Below are 23,136 nucleotides of genomic sequence, written 5' to 3' on the forward strand. Positions count from 1 at the left end.
CGCGTCGCCTCAGGCGAGCCAGTCGGCGAACGACCCCTCGAGGAGCGTCTCGCGCTGGTGGTCGACGTAGCGCCGTTGCGTGCCGGCGATGGCGTCCGCGAGCGACGCGCCGTCCGCGAGTCGGTCCGCCACGCGGCGACGCTTCCACGCGGCGGGGGTCGTGCCGTGCTCCAACCGCGCCGACAGGGGCTCGAGATAGCGATCGATCGTCGCCTCGTCGAGTCCCCGGGTCTCGAGGCCGTCCCGCACCGCCGCGAGGAGTTCATCGTAGAGTCGGCTCCGATCGGTCGTCGGTTCGCCGTTGCTGTCGATCCACGTTAGCTCCGCGTCGAGGCCGTCGCGAACGGCGGCGTAGAAGTTCTCGCGCGCCCGCTCCCACGAGAGGGTTCCGACCGGGTGGTCGCGCCGGGGGAGGCTCTCCATGAGCCCGGCGAACGCCGCGAGGAAGGCGACGCTGTCGCGGACGGTCGGCTGGGCCGGAAGCGGCCGGAACTCGATCCGCGCGTTCGCCGCGGCCTTCGTCGGCGCGTCGAAGACCGGCCGGACCCACCGCCAGTAACTCCCGTGTTTGTACTGGAGGTGCCGGTACCGATCGTCGAACCGGCCGCGATCCGCGAGTTCGTCCGGGACGATCGGGGGATCCGCCGCGATGCGATCGATACACTCCGCGACGCTCTCGACGTCCCGGGGGAAGCGGACCTTGGGCGGGACGTCCGCGTCGTCGGGCGGGTTCATCACGCTCTCGAAGACGCCGATCCGGTGTTCCATCCGGCCGTCGGCGAGCACCGCGTCGGGATCGGCGTCGTCCGCGTAGAGTTCGGGCGGGAAGAACGGCGAGTTCACCCCGAGCGCGAGCAGCGGCCCCGCCACCCGGATCGCGTACCGGAAGTACTCCGGGAGATCCGGCGCGTGCGGGACCTGATAGTGGGGCTGGATCGACGTGATCAGCGACTCGAGGCCGACGGTCTCCGCCGACAGGTCGACGTGGGGCGCGTCGAGTTCCATCCCGGCGGGATACGGCGCGTTCGACATCGCCTGATAGCGAACGTCGTCGCTCACGTTCGTCGAGACCGTGATCCCCTCGCGATCGACGGTGTCGGTGAGATAGCGACGCGCGGACTCGCCCGTCGGCGGGGTCGTCCACATGCCGTCGCTGACGAGGTCGATCCCCTCGGTTCGCGTCCGCTCCCGCGCGGCCGCGAGCCGCGCCTGTACCTCCCGGTGCTGGGCGGCCAGCCCGTACGCGTTCAGCGGCTGCGGGCTGGTGTTCATCTCCGCGTTGTGCAGTCCCATCTCCTTGCCGAACCCGATGAATCGCAGTAACCAGCGCGGGACCCGACGCAGTGCGGCCGTCTCGCGATCGACGCCGTATAACTCGTACTCGAGGCCGACGATCGCCTGCGGGTTGTCGAAAATCCCCTCGCGAACGTCGGCCTCGAGCCGCCGGGCTTCGGCGTCGACGCGCTCGCCGAACCCCGCCGGGTCCGTCGCGATGATCTCCCTGACGTCGTCGACCAGTGCCGAGTCGATCATACCTCGCTCGTAACTGTCGACGGACTCGATAATGAACGATACGGCGATCGCGGGCCGGTTGCGACGGGTCCGCCCCGATCGGACCGGGGAGCAACGAAAGACTTAGTTCCGGGGAGCCATACGAACGCGTATGGACAGAGGACAGAACAGCGGTGGGCTGATGTCCAGTGCCGGACTCGTCCGGTACTTCGACTCCGAGGACTCGAACGCCATCCGTATCGATCCGAAGACGGTCATCGCGTTCGGCGTCATGCTGGGCGTACTGGTCCAGTTGCTGACGTTCGTCTCGTAACGTCGGCATCACCCACCTTCTCGCCAATCGCGCACCGAGCACGACGAGCGCCGGCCGTCTCGCGTGGACCGACTACCCCCGAACGCCGGGTTCGTCCGCCGTCGCCGGAGCGGCGTGGGACTGTCCGCGAAGGTATCGCTCGCCGCGTCGCGTCAGCCGATACTTCCCCCGTTCGACCTTCTCGACGAGCCCGTGTGTCTCCAGTTCGATCAGGCGACGGTTCACCTCTTTTCGGCTGAACCCGGTGTTGAAGGCCACGATCGACGGCGCCAGGACGAGGTCCGTGCCGTGGAACGCGCCGAGGATCTCGTCGTCCATCGGCGTCATCCACTCGGCCGGCCGGCGGATGCGGGACGGCTCGCTCAGGAGCGCTCGGTTCCACGCCGTCGTCCGCACGTCGTTCGCCACGGGATCGTAGAGGCCCAGGACGACCAGCAGCGCGGCGATCCCGTGGATCCAGTGGACCAGCGACGGCGCGACCAGTTCGGCCACCGGCCCGCCGATCACGGCCAGGACCAGTCCGGCGACGGTAACGAGCACGAACCGCCGGTACGCCGTCGTCGACGCCTCGAGCGAGAGGAAGTACAGGAGTTCGAGGGAGACGACGATTCCGATCGCCAGATTGTACCAGGCGAAGGGGGTCAGTCCGTCCACGAGGCCTCACCTCCCGATCGAGTCCGGCGGAGTTGGCGGTGCCGGAGTATCAGCAACCCGAGGAAGATCGCGATGACCGTGTTCACCGCGCTCCGGAGCACGTGAAGGGCCAGCGATTCCGGACCCGCGACGAGCAGCATCGTGTGGTAGATCGTCAGGGCGACCATCCCGAGCGAGAGGAGGGCGATCGCCGTCCCGAAGGGGGAGTTCCGGAAGATGCCCCAGGACAGGAGCGCGAACACCCCGGCCCCGGTACCGGCAACGATCGCGAAGGGGACCCCGAGGAGGTGGACGACGGAGTGGGTCATAGCGCGGGCTACAGTTCCGGGAGCCGTTAACCTGCGGCCTGTGATTTCAGTGGTGCGACGACGCGGGAATCGGACCGACGACGGGCTATCCGACCGTGTCGAGTCCGATCGCTCGCCGGCGAACCCGACGCGCCAGCCGGCGGTAATTCGTCGTAACCCCGTCCTCACCGATCGGTCACACCGCCGCGCCCGTCGCGGATTTTGTCCCTCACCGTTCGGTCGGCGCGTCGTGGGAAGCGGCTAACAAAACGGATCGCGGTCCTCCGATCGACCGCAATGGCACTGACCCAGATCGACCACGTGAGCGAGAACGAGGAGATGCAGGAGTGTATCGACAGCTGTTTCGAGTGCGTGCAGGCCTGCGAGTGGTGTGCCGACGAGAGTGCCGACGACGGCGAGGAGATGGCCGAGTGTCTCCGGCTCTGCCGGGACGTCGCCGACCTGGCGGAGATGCACGCACGGTTCATGGCCCGAAACTCCGGCTACAGCTCCGATCTCGCCGCGATCACCGCCGACGCCTGCGACGAGTGCGCCGACGAGTGCGAGCAACACGATCACGAGCACTGTCAGGTCTGTGCGGACGTCCTCCGGGAGTGTGCAGAGACCTGCCGGAACATGGCGTCGGCCTGAGACCGCTACGGTCGCGATTCGTCGTTCCGATCGCCACTCGCTCACGATCGGATCGAACGCGAGCCACGACCGACTCGAACGCGAGCTACGATCGCCGCACATGCGAACTCGAGACCATGGACGCGACCACGAGATGGACCGCCGTCGGCAACGGCGCCATCGGCTGTTGGCTGCTCGTCGCTCCGATCGTCTTCGACGCGCCAGCGATCGGTCGGTGGAACGACGCGATCGTCGGCGCCGTGATCGTCCTCGTGGCCGGCACCAACTACGCCAGAGCGACCAGACGGCGCCCCGCGAGTGCGATCGGATCGGGACTCGTCGCGATCCTGGGGCTCTGGCTCGTCGTCGCGCCGTTCGCGCTCGGCTTCGAGGGAGTGGCGCTGTGGAACGACGTCGTCGCGGGGACCGTCGTCGCGAGCTTCGCCGGCTACAACGCGTACGTCGCGACCCTCGCCGGCACCGAGTCGTCCCTTCGTATGACTGCCAAAAAGAGACCGTGATGGACCGATATGGACGAATCGTCTGGCGATCGGAGACCGATCCGTGCGCGAACCGATCCGAGATCGCAAGTGACCATGGAATACCAACGACTCGAGGACTACGGTGCTATCGGTGACGGAAACACCGTCGCTCTCGTCGGCCGTAACGGCTCGATCGACTGGTGTCCGTTCCCGCACGTCGAATCGCCCAGCGTCTTCGCCGCGCTGCTGGACGCCGATCGCGGCGGGCGGTTCGCCGTTCGACCGACGCAGTCGTTCGAGTCCGTCCAGCGGTACCGCGATCGGACCAACGTCCTCGAGACGACGTTCCAGACCGCAGGCGGCACCGCGACGGTGACCGACTTCGTGCCCGTCGCCGAAGCGACCGGGGCGGACGATCCGCCCGCAGTCTACCGGAAACTGGACTGTGACGACGGGCCGCTCGAGTTCGAGGTCCAGTTCGAGCCGCGATTCGACTACGCGCGGGACGTACCCGCGGTCGACCCGGCGACCGACGGCGCGACGGGCGACGGCGTCGTCGCGATCGGCGACGACGAACGGGCCGTCCTCTCGAGCGACGTCCCGCTCGATCCGTCGGCCGACGGGCACGGGGCGAGCGCGACGGTGACGATCGAGGCCGGCGAGACGCGCTGGCTCGTCCTGGGGTACGACGCGGCGATTCCACTCGAGCCGTCGTGCCACCGGGAGACGCTCCGGGACACCGTCGACTACTGGCGAGAATGGATTCACGATTGCGACGGGGAGAACTGTCCCGTCGGCGGGCCGTGGCACGATCTCGCGGTTCGATCGTCGCTCGTTCTCAAACTCCTCATCCACCGCGAGACGGGCGCGGTGTGTGCGGCCCCGACGACCTCGCTGCCGGAGGACCTCGGCGGCGTCCGCAACTGGGACTACCGATTCAACTGGATCCGCGACGCGGCCTTTACGGTCAGGGCGCTGTCCGAACTGGGCCACCTGGCGGAGGCGCGATCGTACTTCGAACTCTGTCTCGATCACTGTCGCAAGCACGATCCCGGGGCGGTTCCGCCGGTCTACGGCCTCCACGGCGAAGACGTCCCCGAGGAGCGGACCCTCGATCACCTCAGCGGACACGGCGGTTCGGCCCCCGTGCGCGTCGGGAACGCGGCGAAGAACCAGCACCAGCTCGACGTCTACGGCGAGTTGATCCTCGCGATCTACGAGAGCGTCCGCTACGGCGAACCCGTGACGACCGACGACTGGGCGGTGATGTGCGATCTGATCGACTACGTCTGTGAGGGGTGGGACGAGCCCGACGCCGGCATCTGGGAGGTTCGGTCCGACTACGAGCAGTTCGTCTACTCGAAGGTGCTGTGCTGGACGGCGCTCGACCGCGGGATCAAACTCGCCGAGGCCGCCGGCGACGACGTGTCGGCCCCGGTCGATCGCTGGCGGGCGTGTCGTCGGAACGTCCGGGACGCGGTCCTCGAGCGCGGATACAGCGAGCGTGCGAACAGTTTCGTCCGGGCGTTCGGCGACGAGGAGACGCTCGACGCGGCGAATCTGCTCGTTCCGGTCGTCGGCTTCCTCCCTCCCGACGACGATCGCGTCCAGGGGACGATCGACGCGACGATCGACCGACTGACGACCGACGACGGCCTCGTGCGGCGCTACGAGGGCGACGACGGGCTCCCCGGCGAGGCGAGTCCGTTCGCCGTCTGTTCGTTCTGGCTCGTCACCGCGCTCGCGTTATCGGGACGGACCGCCGACGCGACCGAGCGGTTCGAACGGCTCCTCGAATACGCCAGTTCCCTCGGCCTGCTCGCCGAGGCGATCGATCCTGACACCGGCGAACAGCGGGGCAATTTCCCCCAGGCGTACAGTCACATCGGGCTCCTCAACGGCGCGCTCTACCTCGGAAACGCGGCCGGTTCGAGCGAGGCGTCACCGGCCCCGCTCGGCCTCGACGAGTCGCTCGACGCTGCCGCGTCCGGCGGGGAAATCGTCCGCCAGTCGAACGACACCGAACGAGAGACACCAGGCCAATGAGCGACGAGAGACACCACGACTCGAACGACGAATCGACCGCCGTGACGACCGACGGACGAATACGGGACTCGCGGACCGACGACGGTGGAAACGGCGACGAGAGCGGCGATCGGAACGGCGAGGACGACGGCTCGATGCGGCCGGGCGACATGATGCTCGCCCACCCGACGGAGGAGATCTGGCCCCAGTACGCCATCATCTCGCTCGGGTTCTGGCTCCTGGCGAGCACGCCGACGCTGGGGTACGAGAGCGCGCTGATGCGGTGGAACGGCATCGTGAGCGGAGTCGTCCTCATTGCGCTGGCCGGCCTCACGATCTACCGGGAGAGCGGCTACGCAAACTACGCCAACGGCTTCGTCGGCCTCTGGCTGGTGTTCTCGCCGATCGTGTTCTGGGCGCCGACGGCCGCGGCGTACGCCAACAACACCCTCGTCGGCATCATGGTGATGACGTTCTCGATCATCATCGTGATGCGCTCGGAGATGGACGGCCCGACCGTTCCCCCGGGCTGGTCGTACAACCCCTCGACGGGCGCACAGCGCGCCCCGCTGATCGCGCTCGGGATCTTCGGCTTCTTCGCCTCGTGGTACATGGCCGCATTCCAGCTGGAGTACATCAGTAGCGCGTGGGATCCGCTGTACGGCACGGGCACCGAGCAGATCCTCACGTCGAAGGTGTCGGCGGCGTTTCCGGTTTCCGACGCCGGCCTCGGCGCGGTCGCCTACTCGATCGAGGCCCTGATGGGATTCATGGGCGATCGGCGACGCTGGCGCACGATGCCGTGGATGGTTGCCTTCTTCGGCGTCGTCGTGATTCCCCTCGGGTTCGTCCAGGTGCTGCTGGTCATCATGCAGCCGATCATGGTCGGGACCTGGTGTACCCTCTGTCTCCTGTCGGCCTTCGGCATGCTGTGGATGATCTCGCTGACGGTCGACGAGATCGTCGCGATGGGCCAGTTCCTCGTCCGGCTGATGCGACAGGGCGACAGCCTCTGGACCGCCTTCTGGATGGGCGGGACGTTCCCCGAAGCGGAGTCCGGCGTCGACGAGACGACGGCGCGGCCGATCGACGACTCCCCGATCCGCGAGCCGTTCTGGGGCGTCTCGATCCCGTGGACGCTGCTGGCCGCGATGGCCCTCGGCGTCTGGCTCATGCTCTCGCCGACCGTCTTCGGGACGACGGGGCTCATGGCCGACAGCAGCCACCTGATCGGCTCGCTGGTCGTCTCGTTCACCGTGATCGCGACCGGCGAACCCGCCCGGGCAGTCCGGTTCCTGAACGTCCCGCTGGCCGGGTGGATCATCGTCGCTCCGTGGCTGCTCGCCGGTGTCCCGACGATCGCCGCGATCAACGCCACCGTCGCCGGCGCGCTCGTCCTGGTCCTCAGCGTTCCGCGCGGCCCGATCGCGGACCGCTACGGCGGCTGGGAGCGCTACGCGACCGTCGAGACGGTCGATCGACTGAATCCCCTCAGTAGCTGACCATGTCCGAATCCACCGTATCCGAAGCCGAACCCACCGAATCCGAAGTCGTCGTCGTCACGGGCGCATCGGCCGGCGTCGGGCGAGCCACCGCTCGCGCGTTCGCCGAACGCGGCGCGAAAATCGGCCTGCTCGCGCGGGGCGAGGACGGCCTCGAAGGCGCGCGCGAAGACGTCGAGGCGGCCGGCGGCGAGGCGATCACCGTCCCGACCGACGTGGCCGATCCCGACGCGATCGAGGCCGCGGCCGAAGCCGTCGAGGAGACGTTCGGACCGATCGACGTCTGGGTGAACAACGCGATGGTGTCGGTGTTGTCGCCGTCCGCGGAGATGACCGCCGACGAGTACCGTCGCGTCACCGAGGTCACGTACCTGGGATACGTCTACGGCACGCAGGCCGCGCTCGATCGGATGCGCCCGCGCGACGAGGGGACGATCGTCCAGGTCGGTTCGGCGCTTGCGTACCGCGGCATTCCGCTCCAGTCCGCCTACTGCGGGGCGAAACACGCGATCCAGGGGTACACCGAATCCGTGCGGACGGAACTCATCCACGACGACTGCGACGTGCAACTCTCGATGGTACAGATGCCCGCGATGAACACCCCGCAGTTCGAGTGGGCGAAGAGTCGATTGCCGTGCGAGCCACAGCCGGTACCGCCGATCTACCAGCCCGAGGTCGCCGCCCGCGCGATCGTCTGGACCGTCGATCACGGACGGGACGAACTGTGGGTCGGCTGGCCGACGCTGAAGGCGATCCTCGGCAACCGACTCGTTCCGCGGCGACTCGACCGATACCTCGCACAGGGGGGATACGACGCCCAGCAGACCGACGAGCCCGTCGACCCCGATCGAGAACACAACCTCCGCGACCCGGTCTCGGGGGATTTCGGCGCTCACGGCCCGTTCGACGAGCGGGCCCGCGATCGAAGCCTGCAGCTCTGGGCGGCCGTGCATCGACGAACGATCGCCCTGGTCGCCGGCCTCGCGGCCGCGGTCGTCGGCGCGGTTCTCGGTCGGCGCGTCACGGCGTCCGGTCCGGATTGAGCTACACGGAACCCGGCCGAGTCACGCGCGAAACCTCGTAAGGTAGTTGAACGGCCCGTCCATAGCGGAGCGCATGACACTGGTTGCGGGCGTCGTCGCCGTCCAGGGCGACGTCGCGGAACACGCGGACGCCATCGAGCGGGCGGCACGGGCGCACGGCCACGAGGTTACGGTACGCGAGATCCGCGAGTCCGGGATCGTCCCCGACTGCGACCTGCTCGCGATGCCCGGCGGCGAGTCGACGACCATCTCCCGACTCGTCCACAGCGAGGGGATCGCCCCGGAGATCCGCGCGCACGTCGACGCCGGCAAGCCGCTGCTCGCGACGTGTGCCGGGCTGATCGTCGCCTCGACCGACGCGGGCGACGATCGGGTCGACGAACTCGGATTGCTCGACGTGAGCGTCGAGCGAAACGCCTTCGGCCGCCAGAAGGACAGCTTCGAGGTGCCGCTGTCCGTTTCCGGTCTCGCCGACGACGAACCGTACCCGGCGGTGTTCATCCGGGCCCCGGCGATCGACGCGGTCGGGGAGTGCGAGGTGCTCGCGACGTGGGACGATCGGCCGGTTGCCGTCCGAGACGGGCCGATCGTCGGCACCGCCTTCCATCCCGAACTGACCCCCGACAGCCGGATTCACGGGCTCGCCTTCTTCGAGAACGACGACGCGTCGGTACCGGCGGGAGAGGAGATACACTGACGCAGTCGGCGGACGGCGATCGGTCACGTCGTCGGGACCGCTCGGCCCGACACTCGCGGTGCATGCACTCGCTGTCGGGCAGGTTTTTCATCCTCGCACGCATCCATGGGGGTATGAAGGCATCCATCGATGCGGTCCGCGTCGCGGGGACGCCCCAGGGACCGGTCCCAGTGGTCGTCCTCGCCGTCGACGACGAAAACGACGTCGTGCCGATTTTCATCGGGTTCAACGAGGCGACCAGCATCGCCCGCGGCCTCGAGGCCGACGACATCGGTCGCCCGCTGACCCACGACCTCCTGCTCGACGTGATGGAGGAACTCGGCAGCCGGATCGATCGGGTCGTCGTCAGCGAGATCGAGCAACGCGACGACGGGCAGGGCGGGACCTACATCGCCGATCTCCACGTCGAGACGCCGCGGGGCGAGACCGTCATCGACGCCCGGCCCAGCGACTCGCTGGCGCTCGCCGCCCGAACGAACGCGTCGATCGAAGTGACCGAAGACGTCTTCGAGGACGGCCGAGACGACAGCGAAAAGTTCGAGCAACTGGAAGACATCCGCAACGTATCCGGTGAGATGTAGATGGAGGATATACTCGAGGAGCTGTTTGCCGTCATCGAGGATCGCAAGGAAACGCTTCCGGAGGGGTCCTACACCGCGTCGCTGTTCACCCACGAGAAGGGCGAGAACGCGGTGCTGGAGAAACTCGGCGAAGAGACGACCGAACTCGTCCTCGCGGCGAAAGACGACGACGACGAGGAAGTGGCCTACGAGGCCGCCGACATCGTCTATCACCTGCTCGTGTTGCTCTCGATGAAAGACATGGATCTCGCAGACCTCGAAGCGGAGCTTCGGGCTCGTCGGTGAGCGGACTGCCCCGCGCCGTCGACGGGGCAACGGCGAGGGATCCGCCCGTGCCGTCGTCGGCCCGGCCCCCAATCGACGGGTTAGTTTCTTGGTGAGGGAGGGGTGATACCCACACGTTGCACGAACGACAGGTCGACGGTCCGATTCGAACGACGAGGTGACTTCACGTGGCAGCCGATTCCAGGGGCGACGAATCCAGTGGCGATCGGTTCGACTACCGGCAGGTATCGTTCGTCGTGCTCGCCGCGCTCGCACTCGTCCTCGCGGCGTTTTTTTCGCCGGGGTTCGCCGGCGACGGCGCGACACCCCCGGAACCGGAGGGCGACGCCGATCCCGATACCGAGATCGATCCCGACCCCGGGTCCGGTTCGGGCGACGGCACCGACGACCCGGGTATCTCCTTCGACTGGACCGAGTTGCTCGACTGGCTCGACCTCGATCCCGGCGACGGAGGAGAGACGACGATCGATCCGGACGGCGATCGCGTCACCGACACGTGTACGGTCGCGCTCGATCGGGACCCGGTGCCGGGCCGCGAGGTGACGGCGATGATCAGCTACCGGGGCCAACCGCTCGCGGACGTCCCGGTCCGGTTCAACGACCGATCGATCGGCGAGACGGACGAGCGGGGTCGGGTGACCGGGGAGGTTCCCTACGCCGAGCAACTGATCGTTCACGTCGGTGCGGAAGGCGACCCGAGCTGTCGGGCCGTCGGGCCGGCGGTCTCGTCGTCGGGCGCGGCGGCCACGTTCCCGGACGCGGCGGTTTCGTCGACGGACGCGGCTGATGAGACCACCACCTCGGGGACGGCCCTGTCGGGATCGGCGAGGACCGCCGCCCAGAGCGACGAGTCGAACAGCACCGTCGAGTACGAGGTCGACGGCGACGTCGAGATCACCGTCGCCGACGATCCCTACCCCGGCGACCCGATCGAGATCCGGGCGGTCATCGAGGACGAACCGATGCGGGGGGCGACCGTCACCGTCGACGGGGATCAGGTGACCGAGACGGCCGCGGACGGCACCGCCACGATCACCGTCCCCGACGACGGCAGCGAGCGGATCGACGTCCGGGTCGAACGCGGTGACTTCGCGGGCGCGGCGACCGTCGACGTCCTGCTCCTCGAGGCGGCCCTGTTGCCCGGCGGCCTCGCACCCGTTCCGGGGAGCGACGGCTACGTCGCGGCCGAAATCGACGGGGAGCCGGTTCCGGACGCCGCCGTCACGATCGACGGCGAAGAGCGCGGGCGAACCGGCGCAGACGGGATGCTGGCCGTCGAGTTGCCGCGGGATCCGACGGCGACGGTGACGGTCGGCACGACGGACCAGACCGCGACCGTGACCCTGCTCGAAGCCTACGGCGGCGTCGCACTCCTGCTGTCGATCGCCGTCGCCGGGATCGGGGCCGTGACGTACCGGACCCACGGCGTCCGCGGTCCGATCGCCGTCGCCGGCCTCGTCGCCGGACTGGTCGTCGTCCTCGTCGTCGAGGCGTTCTACGGCCCGGTCGCGGGTCTCGCTGCCCTCGGCGCCGCCGCCGCGATCGGACTCGGTGCCGTCGCGGTTCGCGACGGGAGCCCCGGGGTGGAGCCGCCTGCAGTCCGCGACGCGACGCGCGGCGTCACCGCGTGGGTCGTCGCTCGCGCGCTCGCGCTGGTCGGGTACCTCGAGACGCTGATCGATCGCCTCCGGGGGGACGCCGGTACCGTGCGCGCGTGGGTCGCGTCGCTCCCGCGATCGGTGCCGGCCCTCCGCGCGAGGGTGGCCGGCTGGCTCCGATCGCTTTCGAGGCGAGGGATCGCCGCGATCGGCCGGGTTGCGGGGTGGCTCCGGGAACACCCGACCGGGGCGCTCGTCATCGTCGTCGCGGCCGTCCCGCTGCTCTTCGGTGGCTACGTCGTCGGCGGCGCGCGGGGCGTCCTCGTCGCGGCCGCGATACTCGCCGTCGCCGTCGTCGCCGTCGTCCGGTTGCGATCGACCGGCGAGGACGAGCCGTCGACGACCGGAACTGAGTCCGCCGACGCCGTGTCGACGTCGGCCGTCGACGCGACCGGCGACGAGGCCCAGCCCTCGTTCCGGGAGCTGTGGCGGGCCTTCGCCCGGCAGGTCGCTCCCGGGGAGTGGCAGACGCGCACCCCAGGCGAGATCGAACGCGCGGCCTACGAGGCCGGCTACCCGCGCGAGCCGGTCCGGGAGCTGACGACGCTCTTCCGCGAGGTCGAGTACGGCGAGCGGCCGCTGTCGGACCGCATCCGTGAGCGCGCCGCCGAGGCTGTCGAGGCGCTGACGCGGGACACCACGACGACGGACGGAGGCCGGGCCGACGATCGATCGGGGTCGAACGAGGAGCCGAACCCCGATCGAGCGCCGGAGACGGACTCGAGAACGAGTTCCGATCGAGGACCGGGAACGGAATCGAAGACGGACCCCGATCGCTCGTCATCGAGAACGGGCGGTGATCGGCCGTGACGCGGCTCCGAACGGCACTCGTCGTCCTCGTCGGACTGGCGTTCGTCGCGGTCGGGATCACGATCGGGCTCGGGAGCCAGCCGACGGGGTCGGGCGGGGCCACGGGCGGGACGATCCTGTTCGCACTCGTCGCGATCGCCGTCGGACTCTGGAAGATCCGCGGGACGCCCGACGCGAGCGGGACCGGCCCCGCCGTTCCGTGGGCCGACGACGATCGGTTCGCGACGCCGGCACCCGAACGGACCGATCGAGAGCCGCCGCTCTCGAGCGACGGCCTCGCGAGGGTCGTCGAGGAGGCCGGCAGAACCGCTCGCGAGTCCGACACCGTCGACGACGGGTTCGCGGTCGCGCGTCCCGTCCTCCGGAAGACGCTGTCCGACGCGCTCGTACAGGGCGGCCGGTCCCGGTCGGCCGCCCGGGAGGCGATCGACGACGGGAACTGGACCGACGATCGGATCGCCGCGAGCGTGCTGTCGCCCGACGTGGACCCGCCGCCGCGCCCGCTTCGCGATCGGCTGCGCGCGTGGCTGTTCCCGGAGCGCGTCGTTCGCCGCCGAATCCGGCGGGCGACGGCTGCCGTCGCCGAGGCTGCCGACGAAGCCCTGCCGACGGTGCCGGGACAGACCGCCCCGCGATCCGTCCCGGTCCTGCAGCCCCGCCTCGAGGAGTTACAACGCGGTGCCGGCGGCGAGTTACAGCGCGCCGTCGACCCGGACGCGATCGCACGCGGGCCGCGACCACGGACTCCCGATCGAGAGACCGGAGCCGACCGATCGGCGACCGACTCACGATCGGTAGCTGGGACGAGCGACGGAACCGAGCCGAACGCGCCCGACGCACCCGACGGGGCGGCGTCCGGACCAGCCGACGAAACCGCGCCGAACGCGACGGTCGAAACGGCGTCCGAACGCGACGCGACCACCGACCCGACCACGCGGAGAGGGGGTCCGACGAGTGACCGGCGACGGCGGCGCGATCGACGACCGGGCAACTTACCGAGAACGGACGCGTCGGACGAGGCAGCGTCCGGACGGGCCGAGACAGACGACGACCAACCCGAGAGGAGTCCGGCGAGGAGACAGCGACGGTGGCGCGGCGCCATCGCTGCGACGATCGCGCTCGTGATCGCCGGTCTCGCCGACGGGAACGGCGTACTGCTGCTGGGGGCTGTCATCCCGCTTGCCTACGTGGCCGCCGGCGCGCTCTCGCGCGTGCGCCCGCCCGACGAGGGCGAGTGTGCCGTTACCCGGTCGGTGGCCCCGACGCCCGCGCCGCCCGGACGACCGGTCACCGTGACCCTCACGGTGACGAACGAGAGCGATCGAACGATCCCGGACGTCCGGCTCGTCGACGGCGTCCCGCGGGATCTCGCCGTCCTCGACGGGTCGCCGCGTGCGGGGACGACGCTCGAACCGGGCGAAACCGTCGCCGTCGAGTACGTCGTGGTCGCTCGGCGCGGCGAGTACGCGTTCGAGCCGCCACGGATCCGGGTTCGCGGCCTCGGGGCGAGCGCAGTCACGACGACGACTCCCGCTCCCGCGGGCGACGAGACGCTCCGCTGTCGGCTCGACGCCGACGCACCGCCGATCGAGGAGACGGGTCGAAAGCGTATCGGCCAGTTGACGACCGATCGGCCCGGCGAGGGCGTCGCCTTCCACTCCTCCCGGGAGTACCAGCCGGACGATCCCGCCAGCCGGATCAACTGGCGCCAGTACGCCAAGCGGGGGGAACTCGCGACGGTCAACTACGAACAGCAGGTCGCCGCCTCGGTGATCCTCGTCGTCGACGCCCGGAGTCCGAACCACGTCGTCGCCGGACGCGGTCGGCCCACCGGCGTCGAACTCGCGGCCTACGCGGCGACGCGGGCGCTGACCGACCTGCTCGCACACGGTCACGACGTCGGGGTCGCGATCGTCGGGCTCGAGGGGGACGGCCCCGCCGGGCTCGCCTGGCTCGAGCCGCGCAACGGCCGCGAACAGCGATCGCGCGCACTCGATCTGTTCCGGCTGGCGACCGACGCGACGACGCCGAGCGAGGTCCGCGAACGCAATCCGGGCGAGTCGATGACGGCCCCGGAGCGCTACGAGGCGAACCGGGCCGCCGAGCAGCACCGCAAACTGATCGAGCTCGCACCGGCGGACGCACAGATCGCGCTGTTCTCGCCGCTGCTGGACGACGTCCCGATCGGCGGCGTCGAGACGTGGCGCGGTGCGGGCCTGCCCACCGTCGTCCTCTCGCCCGACATCGTCCCCGAGAACACGGCCAGCGGCCAGCACGCGCAGATCCGCCGGCGAACGCGGCTCGCCCGGTGTCAGACGGCCGGGGCCCGCACGTTCGACTGGCGACGCGGGACGCCGTTACCGCTGATCATCGAGCACGCCTTCGCCGCCGCCGCGAAGCTCTCCGGCCGGCTGACCGCTGGGGCCACCGGCGGCGGTAGCGGCGGTACTACTGGCCCGGTCCGGGGACCGGGCGCAGGAGGTGAAGACTAGATGTCGATCGCGGGGCCCCGTCTCGATCGACCGTCGGCGATCGGCGACGAGGGACGACCGCGGGCGGCGAGCCTGTGGCTCGCGACCCTCGTGATCGTGGCGCTCGTCGGCGTCGCCGGCGTCGTGCTCGACCAGCCCTCGCTGGTGACGACGCTCGCGCTCGTCGTCGGCATGACGGTCGCCGGGTTCGGCCTCCTCGAGCGGGATCGGGCGGGATTCGGCCACCTGTTCGTCGGTCACGCCCTGCTGGTGACGTTCGGCTCGGCGACGATACTGCTGCTCGTCGTCGCGCCGTTCGTGACGCGAGAGGGGGTCGCGGTGAGCGGCTTCGCCCTCGCACTGCTCGGGATCGGCGCCGCCTGGGCGGACGTCGGTAACGACGGGGTGAAACGAAGCGTCGAGGGGGCGGCGCTGACGTACGCCTCGATGCTGGTCGCCGCGTTCGCCCTGGGAGCGATCGTCGCCGTCGGAGTCGTCGGCCGCCGAAGCCTGGAACTGCTGATCGGCGAGAGTTCTCCCCTGCTCTCGCTAGGCGGGTTCCTGTTCGTCCTCGGAGCGACGGCGGGTGCCGTTCTGCTCGCGCTCCGGTGGCTCCCGGTCCTGCAGTTGACCCGCCGCGATCGCCGGGCCGCAATGGAACGGCGTCTCGGGACGCTGCGTCGGCTCCTGCTGGCCGTGTTGCTCGGCGGGCCCGTCGTGCTCGTCGCGCTGATCGTGCTCGGCCTCGGTGGCTGGCTCACAGCGCTCCCGCTGTCCGGGCCGATCGTCGGCCCGGCCCTCGCCGCGCTCTCGTCGTGGTACGTGCTCGGGCCGTCCGTCGCGATCGCAGCGGGCAGCGTGCTCGCGGGCCTGCTGGCCGTGCTGCTCCGGGGACTCACCCGTCGGTTCAGCACCGAGACTACCCGTCGCAGTGCCGCGATCACCGTCGGCATCGCCCTCGCAGTGGTGGCACCGATCGCGATCCTCCCGTACCTGTTCACGCCGATCGTCGTGGGACTCGTCGCCCTGACCCTCGGTGTCGGTCCGATCGCGTTCGTCGTCGTCGTGGGCTGTGGCGTGGTCGCCGTCTGGCTCGGCATCCTCCCCGACCGCGCCGGCGGGCCGGCGATCGCGGCCGCCGGCCTCGTGATCGCCGCGATCGGACTCGGTCGGGGCCACCCCGCGCTCGTGTTCGCCTGTATCGCCGGCGCGGCCATCGTCTGGGACGTCTCGACGTTCGGCCTCGGCGTGACCGGCGAACTCGGCCACATCCCCGAGACGCGACGGCTCGAACTGTTCCACGGCGTCCTCGCGATCGGCGTCGGGGTCGCGGCGACGCTTCTCGCCGTCGGCCTCGAGACGCTCCGGAGCGGCGTCTTCGCCGGTGTCGGCGGAACCGCTGCCGTCGCCGCGGTCGCCCTCGGCGCGATCGTTCTCTTGCTCCCGTTACGCGGATAAGCTGTATTCGGGCTCGACTCGACGGAAACCGCGATCGACTCGACGGACTCCGAAACGCGTACTCCCGGCAGTGATAAATCGCAGACAGGAAGTTCTTAAACGTATAGCGTGACTGTCGGGTATGGACGAGACGTCGTCGAACGTCACGGCCGACGAAGGCGCCGACGCGGTCCGGGCCGTCGTCGAACGGATCGAGGAGGCGGCCGTCGTCGATCGGTACGTGCTCCACGCAATGCTGTCCGCCGTCCTCGCCCGCGGCCACGTCCTGTTGGAGGACGTCCCGGGAACCGGGAAGACGGTGACGGCCAGAGTTATCGCCGAGTCGATGGGACTGGAGTTTACGCGCATCCAGTTCACGCCCGACTTGCTCCCCGCGGACGTGACCGGCTCGACGATCTACGACGAGCAATCCGGCGAGTTCGAGTTCGCGAAGGGGCCGGTGTTCGCGAACGTCGTGCTGGCCGACGAGATCAACCGCGCGCCACCCAAAACGCAGGCTGCACTCCTCGAAGCCATGGAGGAACGCCAGGTTAGCGTCGACGGGACGACTTACGAACTGCCACAGCCGTTCGTCGTCATCGCGACGCAGAACCCGATCGAGCAGGAGGGGACCTTCCGACTCCCGGAAGCCCAGCGCGATCGCTTCAGCGTCAAGACCTCGCTGGGCTATCCCGACGTCGAGGGCGAGATGGGGCTGCTCGAGCGCCGCGCCAACCGGCGGTCGCTCGCACCCAGCGTCGACCCGATCGTGACGCCACAGACACTCCGCGCCCTGCAGGAACTGACAGAGGACGTCACCGTCGACCGGAAACTGCGTCGCTACATCATCGATCTCGCGCGGGCGACCCGCCGGGACGACCGCACCGAAACCGGCGTCTCGCCGCGGGGCGTCCAGCGCGTCTTCGAGGCCGCCCGGGCGGCGGCCGTGATCGACGGCCGGACGTTCGCGGTCCCGGACGACGTCAAACGCCTCGCGGGGCCGACGATGGCACACCGAGTCGTACTCTCGACCGAAGCCACCGTCGATGGCGTCGAGGGCCGCGACGTCGTGCGCCGCGCGCTGAACGTCGTCGACGTCCCGGCGGTCTCGCCGGGAGCGAGCGACGACACGGCGGACGAGCCGGCCGCACGAGCCCGACCGCCCGACGTGACCCCGGCGAGTACGGGTGATGCGAACCAGGGTGAGTCGGGCGACGGCGATCGATCCGACCGGCGAACGCCGAGCGACCCCGACGACGAGTCGACACCGACGCGGTGATCGAGCGAGACGCCCGATCGCAGGGTCGATAGCTCCGATCGAGACGTCCGGCGGCGAGGTCCCGACGGTGGGGCTTGCAGTCTCTCGTAACAGATTGATCCCACTCCCGGCCATCGATACTCTCGATGGCAATCCAACAGATCGAGCACGCGGACGACCAGATGCAGAAGTGTATCGACAACTGTCTCGAGGCGGCACAGGTGTGTGAGTGGTGTGCCGACGCCTGTGCGGACGAGGGTGAGGGCATGGCCCGCTGCATCCGGCTCTGCCGGGACGTGGCGGACGTCGCCTCGCTGCACGCGCGGTTCATGGCCCGCAATTCGGGCTACCACGAGGAACTGGGCGAACTCTGTGCGGACCTCTGTGAGGAGTGTGCCGAGGAGTGCGAACAGCACGATCACGAACACTGTCAGGCCTGCGCGGAGGTCCTCCCGGAGTGTGCCGAGAGCTGCCGGGAAATGGCCTCGGCCTGAACGGTGATCGCGAGTGGGACGTCGAACGAACGCTCGAAGCGACCGCGTCGGCGCTGATTCTGCTCTCGCTCGGCCTCGGAGCGACGGTCGATCGGTGATACCTCGCGCCGTCAGCCGTCGTCGCTGCGTCCCCGTTTCAGCACACGCTCCAGGGCAGGTGTCCGCCGGTCCCGGTCTGTCGGCGACTCGGCGTCCGCACGCAGTGAGAGATCGACGCGGAGCGGGACGCGTTCAGAGCGCTCCAGGACTCGCAGTGACGGGGCCGTCGGCGGGCCCGGTCGGCGGCCGCTCGACGATGTGCTAGTACCGGCGAGCGGGCCGATCGGGCGTGCCGGGATTGAGCACGCCGCCGATCGCGCCCGCGACGGCGCTCTCGAGGGCCATGATCAGCGAGATCATCACGGCCATCGCGAAGATACCGAACCCGGCGAATCCGCCCATGATCCCGCCGGCGGGGCCGAATCCCCAGCCGGCGATCGCCACGACGAGAGCGACGAGCAGCCCGCCGAGGATTCCGCCGAGCGCGCCCGCGAGCAGGCCGTGCCAGAAGCCGCTCCCGAGGCCGCCGCCCGCCAGGTAGCCGGCGACGAACCCGCCAATCAGGCCGGCGCCGAGCTGGCCGATTCCCGGCAGCGCGAGGCCGACGATTCCGAGCACCGTCACGACGAGGAAGCCGATGATGACGGCACGCCAGTCTGTCATACCCGTGCGTACGGGGGCGGCGAAGATAAACTGCCGGCGGACATACTCCGGACGGCCCCGTCGAACGCGCGAGCGCGACCCTCGGTTCGATCGGCGCGTAACGAACGGCCTTTTATGGGCGGGCGGTCTAGTGCTGGACATGATTTTCGAAGACCTTCCGACGACGCCCACGTCGGAAGAGTTGATCGACAAAGCGTTCTCGCGGGCGGCGCGGGCCGGCAGGGCCAAGGGCGGCCTCGAGGCCCAGCAGTCGATGCTCCAGACGGCCGCGAACATCATCTCGGACAACTTAGAGAACGTGGTCACGGCGTGGCCGGACTTCGAATACGAGGACGACGTGCACCCGTTCTACTACGAACTGGCCGACGCGATCGTCGACGTCGACAGGCTCCGCCAGAGCCTCTCGGAAGTAATGTGGGCCAGCCGGAAGGCCCGAGAGATCCACGAGGAGTACCAGCCGCGGCTGCGCAAGACCGACGTGGATACCGCACGCAAGCACCGCAAACAGGCGTTCGCTCGCCTCGCGGATATCGTCGAGCAGATCGACGACGAACTGCTGTACATCAACGAGTCCCGGAACGACCTGCGGGACCTGCCGGACATCGATCCCGACGAACCGACCATCGTCGTCGCCGGCTACCCGAACGTCGGCAAGTCCTCGTTCGTCAACGACGTCACGAGCGCCCGCGGCGAGACCGCCTCCTACCCCTTCACCACGAAGGGGATCGGCGTCGGCCACTTCGAACGCGACCACATCCGCTACCAGATCGTCGACACCCCCGGCCTACTCGATCGACCCCCGGAGGAACGAAACGAGATCGAAACCCAGGCGGTCAGCGCCATCGAGCACCTCGGCGACTGCATGCTCGTACTGGTCGACCCGAGCGGCGAGTGTGGCTACCCGCTCGAATCGCAACTCGAGTTGCGCGATTCGATCGTCGCCCAGTTCGAGGACGTCCCCGTGCTGACGGTGGCGAACAAGGTCGATCGGCGCGGGCGCTGGACGGACGATCCCGACGCCGACCACGTCATGAGCGTCGAGACCGGCGAGAACGTCGCGGACGTCCTCGACGCGGCCGTCGAGACGATCGACTACGAACCGGAGTTGCCGTTCGAGGGATGAGCCGATGATCGCGAACAGATCGACACCGGAGGGACGATCGCGATGAAGGGGCCCGGTCTCTTCTGGATGCTCCAGATAGCGGCGGGCGTCCCGATGGCCGGCCCCATGTTCGTCGTCGGCATCGGGTTCCTTCGATCGGGGAACTACGTCGGGGGACTCGGATTCCTCGCGCTCGGCGCGATCGCGCTCTACTTCCCGACCTATCTCATCAACCGGATCGGCGGGCCGCGAACGTGGCTCCGTCGACGATTCGGGAGCACCGAACGCGACAGCGCCGACACGAGCAACGACGACGCTCGCTACGGCGCCGACGCCGATTCGAATCGCGTTCCGCTGCTCGATCGGCTACGGGAGCGGTAAACTGTCTCGGGACGATCCGGGCGGTTCGCGTCGTTGCCGGCAGTTTCGTGACCCGTCGACGACGAGGCGATCGCCGGCCGGTCACCGCTCGACGACCTGGACGTACCTGACCTCGACGGCGACTGGCTCGTCGGCGTGGCGGTTGACTCGCTCGTGGATCACGTTCGCCAGGTCTGGATCGGATTCGCCCGGCGGGACGCCGATGGTGACGACGACCCGCTCCGGCCCGCGGAACGGGTACTCGTCGTTCATCACGACCTCGAGGCTGAGCAACTGGAACTGCTCGTACTCCTCCTCGAGGGTGAGTTCGACCTCCTGACGGGCGTCCTTCTCGAAGTTCCCGGCTTCCCAGGAGTAGTAGGTGATCGCCCCGAGAAAGACCGCGAAGATAAGCACGATCACGACGAGTCCGATCACACGTCTCCGAACGCGCGATTCGGTTTCGCTGAGCGCGAACAGGTTGTCCGGCCGGTACCCGACGTACCACAGCGTCAGGAGTCCGGCGAGGTTCACCGAGAGGACGTTGACGAGCACGAGCACCGTCGACCCGATCGCGGCCGACGGCTGGCCCCACGCGATGGCGACTCCCGCCGCGGCGGCGGGCGGAATCAGCGCCGCCGCGATCATGACGCCGACGAGCGCGACGGAGATTCCCGTCGCGATGCTCACGATCCCCGCGACGCCGGCCCCGAGCGCGATCACGAGCGACAGCAAGTCCGGCGAGAGCCGTTCGGAGATCTCGTCGACGGCGGCGATGTCGAGGCCGGGTGGGACGATGTTCGTCGTCTTGACGGTCCACGCGAATACCGCCGCCGCCGCGATCGCGAGCACGATCCCGACGGCCTGGTAGGTGACGCTCTCACGGAACAGTTCCTCGTCGTCGATCACCGACCCGACGCTCGCGCCCAGCGCCGGCCCGATCAGCGGCGCGATCACCATCGAGCCGACGACGACGGCCGGCGAGTCGAGCAACAGCCCCGCCGTCGCGACGACCGCACTGATGATCGTCATCGTCGCGAAGATCTCGAACGTGGGCGTTAGCTCGTCGGCCTCGGCCTGCAACTCCTGACGCGAGATCCGATCGGAATCGACGTCGCTTTCCTCGTACTCCGCTTTCAATTCCGCGAACCGCCGAGAGACGACCGTCTCCGCGTCGACGACGACCGTGTACGCGTCCTCGTCGATCCCGGCCTCGTGAACCTCGTCGAGGATCGGTTCGACGGCCGCCGCCGGCAACGGGAAGTAGACCACCGCGGTGTAGTCTCGGCTACTCTCCTCGTCGGTGACGACGTAGTCGATCCCCCGATCGTCGAGCATCTCGAGGATGGTCTGGCGCTTGCCCGTCGGAACCGTCAACTGTACGAGCCGCACGTGGAGGATTGACGTGTCCGGGGGTTTTAATTTGATGTACTTTCCCACGCAGCCCGATGCTTCCGTGGACAGTCTTGCGATCACGCTCGGCGAATCGGCGGTAGTTTCTTTGACCGAGTTGTGAAATCCGGATCTACGATGTCCCGTACCGCCCCGTGGTTCGGTGGGTTCCTGCTCGTCCTCGTCTCCGCGTTTCTCGCCGCCTTCGACCTCACCGTCCTCGCCGATCCGATCGTCCTCGTGCTCTGTTCGGGACTGATCCTCGGGGCAGTCCTGTCGATCACCAGCGGCCTCGCGAGCGAGTTGACGATCGGTTCGGTGACCGTGCCCAGGCACGTCCTGCTCGGCGCGTCGCACGTGACGGTCGCGACCGCCGTCGGTGTGTTCGGGCTCTGGACCGCCGTCAGGGCCGGCGCGACGAGTTCACCGTTCGTCACCGTCGCCATGACCGTCGGCGGCGCGTCGCTCGCGTGGCTCGGCGTCCGGACCGCCCGTGACAGTCGCCACGTCGACCTCGATCGATCCCCCTCGCGGCGACGACTCGTCGCCCTCGTCCTGTTCGCCGCCGCGTCGATCGGGATCGGCTTCCTCGTCGGCGCCCGCCTGTAGGAGATCGACAGGCGGCCCACGCGACTCCCGTCACGCAGCTTATATCCCCTCTCGACCGTACCGCCACGTATGTTCGACACGCGCCCCGATCGCGACGCCGAGGTGGCCCTCGTCGGCCGCTCGAACGTGGGCAAGTCCACGCTCATGCGCGAACTGACGGGGCACAACTTCGACACCGGTGGCAGTCCGGGCGTCACCCGTCAGCCGAACCACTACGACTGGGCCTCCGAAGACTTCGTCATCACCGATCTTCCCGGCTTCGGGTTCATGAGCGGCGTCGACGAGGACTACCGGGAACAGATCAAGACGAATATCGTCCACTACATAGAGGAGTACGCCGACAATATCCTCGTCGCGATCCTCGTCGTCGACGGCAAGAGCGTTATCGACATCATCGATCGCCACTCCGGCCCCGATTCGATCCCCTACGACGTCGAGATGTTCCACTTCCTCCGGGATCTCGGAATTCCGGTCGTCGTCGCCGTCAACAAGATGGACAAGGTCGACGACAGGGACGAGCGCCTGAACGAACTCTGCGATCGACTCGGCCTCTACCCGCCGTGGAAACAGTGGCAGGACACGATCGCTCCGATCACCGCCAAGAAGGGCCGGATCGAACCGCTGAACGAGGCCGTCCGAAGCCACCTCCACGAGCAGAACCGGGACGACCTGTTTAAATTCTTCTAACCCAACCTTTTGCTCTGCGCTCACTCGCGTCGCTCGCTCGGCAACGGGGTGATCAAAAGCACTCCTCTCTCCGTTCGCTCCGCGCGGTCGCTCGCTCACATCGATCGTCGGTCCGCTCGCGCCGCGGTGTGGCGCTCGCGGTGCG

The 23,136-nt window shown here is 68.9% G+C and carries 24 protein-coding genes and 1 pseudogene; 20 read left to right on the forward strand and 5 right to left on the reverse strand.

Features of this window, described 5'->3' with window-relative positions:
• Nucleotides 1-9 precede the first annotated feature (9 nt).
• Nucleotides 10-1,533 carry a glutamate-cysteine ligase family protein gene (locus tag MUG98_RS19530; protein ID WP_265109094.1) on the reverse strand — a complete coding sequence of 508 codons (1,524 nt, stop codon included), beginning with the start codon at nt 1,531-1,533 and terminating at the stop codon, nt 10-12.
• Between the two features lie 130 nt (nt 1,534-1,663).
• Here MUG98_RS19530 and MUG98_RS19535 point away from each other — a divergent pair, with 130 nt between their 5' ends.
• On the forward strand, nt 1,664-1,825 hold the full coding sequence (locus tag MUG98_RS19535; RefSeq protein ID WP_265109095.1) for a preprotein translocase subunit Sec61beta: 162 nt from the start codon (nt 1,664-1,666) through the stop codon (nt 1,823-1,825).
• A gap of 72 nt (nt 1,826-1,897) precedes the next feature.
• Here the strand turns inward: MUG98_RS19535 and MUG98_RS19540 are convergent, their stop codons facing one another.
• The gene (locus tag MUG98_RS19540) at nt 1,898-2,479 is read right to left on the reverse strand and encodes an ArsR family transcriptional regulator (protein WP_265109096.1); all 582 of its coding nucleotides are present in this window, start codon (nt 2,477-2,479) and stop codon (nt 1,898-1,900) included.
• Nucleotides 2,467-2,787 (reverse strand): hypothetical protein, encoded by a 321-nt coding sequence (locus MUG98_RS19545; protein WP_265109097.1) that lies wholly within the window; start codon nt 2,785-2,787, stop codon nt 2,467-2,469. Before MUG98_RS19545 ends, MUG98_RS19540 begins: the two co-directional genes overlap by 13 nt.
• 276 nt (nt 2,788-3,063) lie before the next feature.
• Between MUG98_RS19545 and MUG98_RS19550 the strand changes: the two genes are divergently transcribed.
• From MUG98_RS19550 to MUG98_RS19615, 15 genes and pseudogenes are all read left to right on the forward strand, one after another.
• Entirely contained in the window at nt 3,064-3,417 is a 354-nt protein-coding gene (locus tag MUG98_RS19550) for a four-helix bundle copper-binding protein (RefSeq protein ID WP_265109098.1), read from the forward strand.
• A 116-nt stretch (nt 3,418-3,533) separates the two neighbouring features.
• On the forward strand, nt 3,534-3,917 hold the full coding sequence (locus MUG98_RS19555; RefSeq protein ID WP_265109099.1) for an SPW repeat domain-containing protein: 384 nt from the start codon (nt 3,534-3,536) through the stop codon (nt 3,915-3,917).
• A gap of 75 nt (nt 3,918-3,992) precedes the next feature.
• Complete coding sequence (locus MUG98_RS19560; protein WP_265109100.1) at nt 3,993-5,924, forward strand: glycoside hydrolase family 15 protein; 1,932 nt, start codon at nt 3,993-3,995, stop codon at nt 5,922-5,924.
• Nucleotides 5,921-7,405 (forward strand): vitamin K epoxide reductase family protein, encoded by a 1,485-nt coding sequence (locus MUG98_RS19565; protein WP_265109101.1) that lies wholly within the window; start codon nt 5,921-5,923, stop codon nt 7,403-7,405. Before MUG98_RS19560 ends, MUG98_RS19565 begins: the two co-directional genes overlap by 4 nt.
• Nucleotides 7,406-7,407: 2 nt before the next feature.
• A complete protein-coding gene (locus MUG98_RS19570) occupies nt 7,408-8,448 on the forward strand; it encodes an SDR family oxidoreductase (protein WP_265109102.1) in 1,041 nt (346 codons plus the stop codon).
• Nucleotides 8,449-8,521: 73 nt separating this feature from the next.
• Nucleotides 8,522-9,145: a pyridoxal 5'-phosphate synthase glutaminase subunit PdxT gene (gene pdxT, locus MUG98_RS19575; RefSeq protein ID WP_265109103.1), complete on the forward strand. Its 624-nt coding sequence runs from the start codon at nt 8,522-8,524 to the stop codon at nt 9,143-9,145.
• A gap of 113 nt (nt 9,146-9,258) precedes the next feature.
• A complete protein-coding gene (locus tag MUG98_RS19580) occupies nt 9,259-9,726 on the forward strand; it encodes a bifunctional nuclease family protein (RefSeq protein WP_265109104.1) in 468 nt (155 codons plus the stop codon).
• Entirely contained in the window at nt 9,727-10,011 is a 285-nt protein-coding gene (hisE, locus tag MUG98_RS19585) for a phosphoribosyl-ATP diphosphatase (RefSeq protein ID WP_265109105.1), read from the forward strand.
• Between the two features lie 167 nt (nt 10,012-10,178).
• Complete coding sequence (locus MUG98_RS19590) at nt 10,179-12,479, forward strand: DUF4129 domain-containing protein (protein WP_265109106.1); 2,301 nt, start codon at nt 10,179-10,181, stop codon at nt 12,477-12,479.
• A pseudogene (locus MUG98_RS25590) lies at nt 12,476-12,988 on the forward strand (DUF7269 family protein); the annotation flags it as partial. The gene MUG98_RS19590 and the pseudogene MUG98_RS25590, both read left to right, overlap by 4 nt.
• Nucleotides 12,989-13,579: 591 nt before the next feature.
• Nucleotides 13,580-14,971, forward strand: coding sequence for a DUF58 domain-containing protein (locus tag MUG98_RS25445; protein ID WP_345779805.1), 1,392 nt, complete (start codon nt 13,580-13,582; stop codon nt 14,969-14,971).
• Complete coding sequence (locus tag MUG98_RS19600; protein ID WP_265109108.1) at nt 14,972-16,408, forward strand: hypothetical protein; 1,437 nt, start codon at nt 14,972-14,974, stop codon at nt 16,406-16,408. It begins immediately after the preceding gene.
• Nucleotides 16,409-16,529: 121 nt separating this feature from the next.
• Nucleotides 16,530-17,666: an AAA family ATPase gene (locus MUG98_RS19605; protein WP_265109109.1), complete on the forward strand. Its 1,137-nt coding sequence runs from the start codon at nt 16,530-16,532 to the stop codon at nt 17,664-17,666.
• 125 nt (nt 17,667-17,791) lie between these two features.
• Nucleotides 17,792-18,139 (forward strand): four-helix bundle copper-binding protein, encoded by a 348-nt coding sequence (locus MUG98_RS19610; protein ID WP_265109110.1) that lies wholly within the window; start codon nt 17,792-17,794, stop codon nt 18,137-18,139.
• Nucleotides 18,103-18,237, forward strand: coding sequence for a hypothetical protein (locus MUG98_RS19615; RefSeq protein WP_265109111.1), 135 nt, complete (start codon nt 18,103-18,105; stop codon nt 18,235-18,237). Before MUG98_RS19610 ends, MUG98_RS19615 begins: the two co-directional genes overlap by 37 nt.
• Before the next feature lie 202 nt (nt 18,238-18,439).
• On the opposite strand, the gene MUG98_RS19620 is transcribed toward MUG98_RS19615, so the two are convergent.
• Nucleotides 18,440-18,841, reverse strand: coding sequence for a DUF5518 domain-containing protein (locus MUG98_RS19620; RefSeq protein WP_265109112.1), 402 nt, complete (start codon nt 18,839-18,841; stop codon nt 18,440-18,442).
• A gap of 139 nt (nt 18,842-18,980) precedes the next feature.
• Between MUG98_RS19620 and MUG98_RS19625 the strand changes: the two genes are divergently transcribed.
• Nucleotides 18,981-19,964, forward strand: a complete 984-nt coding sequence (locus tag MUG98_RS19625) for an NOG1 family protein (RefSeq protein ID WP_265109113.1) — start codon at nt 18,981-18,983, stop codon at nt 19,962-19,964.
• Between the two features lie 42 nt (nt 19,965-20,006).
• Complete coding sequence (locus MUG98_RS19630; RefSeq protein WP_265109114.1) at nt 20,007-20,324, forward strand: hypothetical protein; 318 nt, start codon at nt 20,007-20,009, stop codon at nt 20,322-20,324.
• An 81-nt stretch (nt 20,325-20,405) separates the two neighbouring features.
• On the opposite strand, the gene MUG98_RS19635 is transcribed toward MUG98_RS19630, so the two are convergent.
• The gene (locus MUG98_RS19635) at nt 20,406-21,695 is read right to left on the reverse strand and encodes a TIGR00341 family protein (protein WP_265109115.1); all 1,290 of its coding nucleotides are present in this window, start codon (nt 21,693-21,695) and stop codon (nt 20,406-20,408) included.
• Nucleotides 21,696-21,833: 138 nt separating this feature from the next.
• On the opposite strand from MUG98_RS19635, the gene MUG98_RS19640 reads away from it, so the two are divergent.
• On the forward strand, nt 21,834-22,304 hold the full coding sequence (locus tag MUG98_RS19640; protein ID WP_265109116.1) for a DUF7994 family protein: 471 nt from the start codon (nt 21,834-21,836) through the stop codon (nt 22,302-22,304).
• Nucleotides 22,305-22,373: 69 nt separating this feature from the next.
• Nucleotides 22,374-22,991, forward strand: coding sequence for a GTP-binding protein EngB (gene engB / locus MUG98_RS19645; RefSeq protein WP_265109117.1), 618 nt, complete (start codon nt 22,374-22,376; stop codon nt 22,989-22,991).
• The last annotated feature ends 145 nt before the right edge of the window (nt 22,992-23,136 follow it).

The sequence above is a fragment of the Halosolutus halophilus genome (assembly GCF_022869805.1).
Taxonomy (GTDB): Archaea; Halobacteriota; Halobacteria; order Halobacteriales; family Natrialbaceae; genus Halosolutus; species Halosolutus halophilus.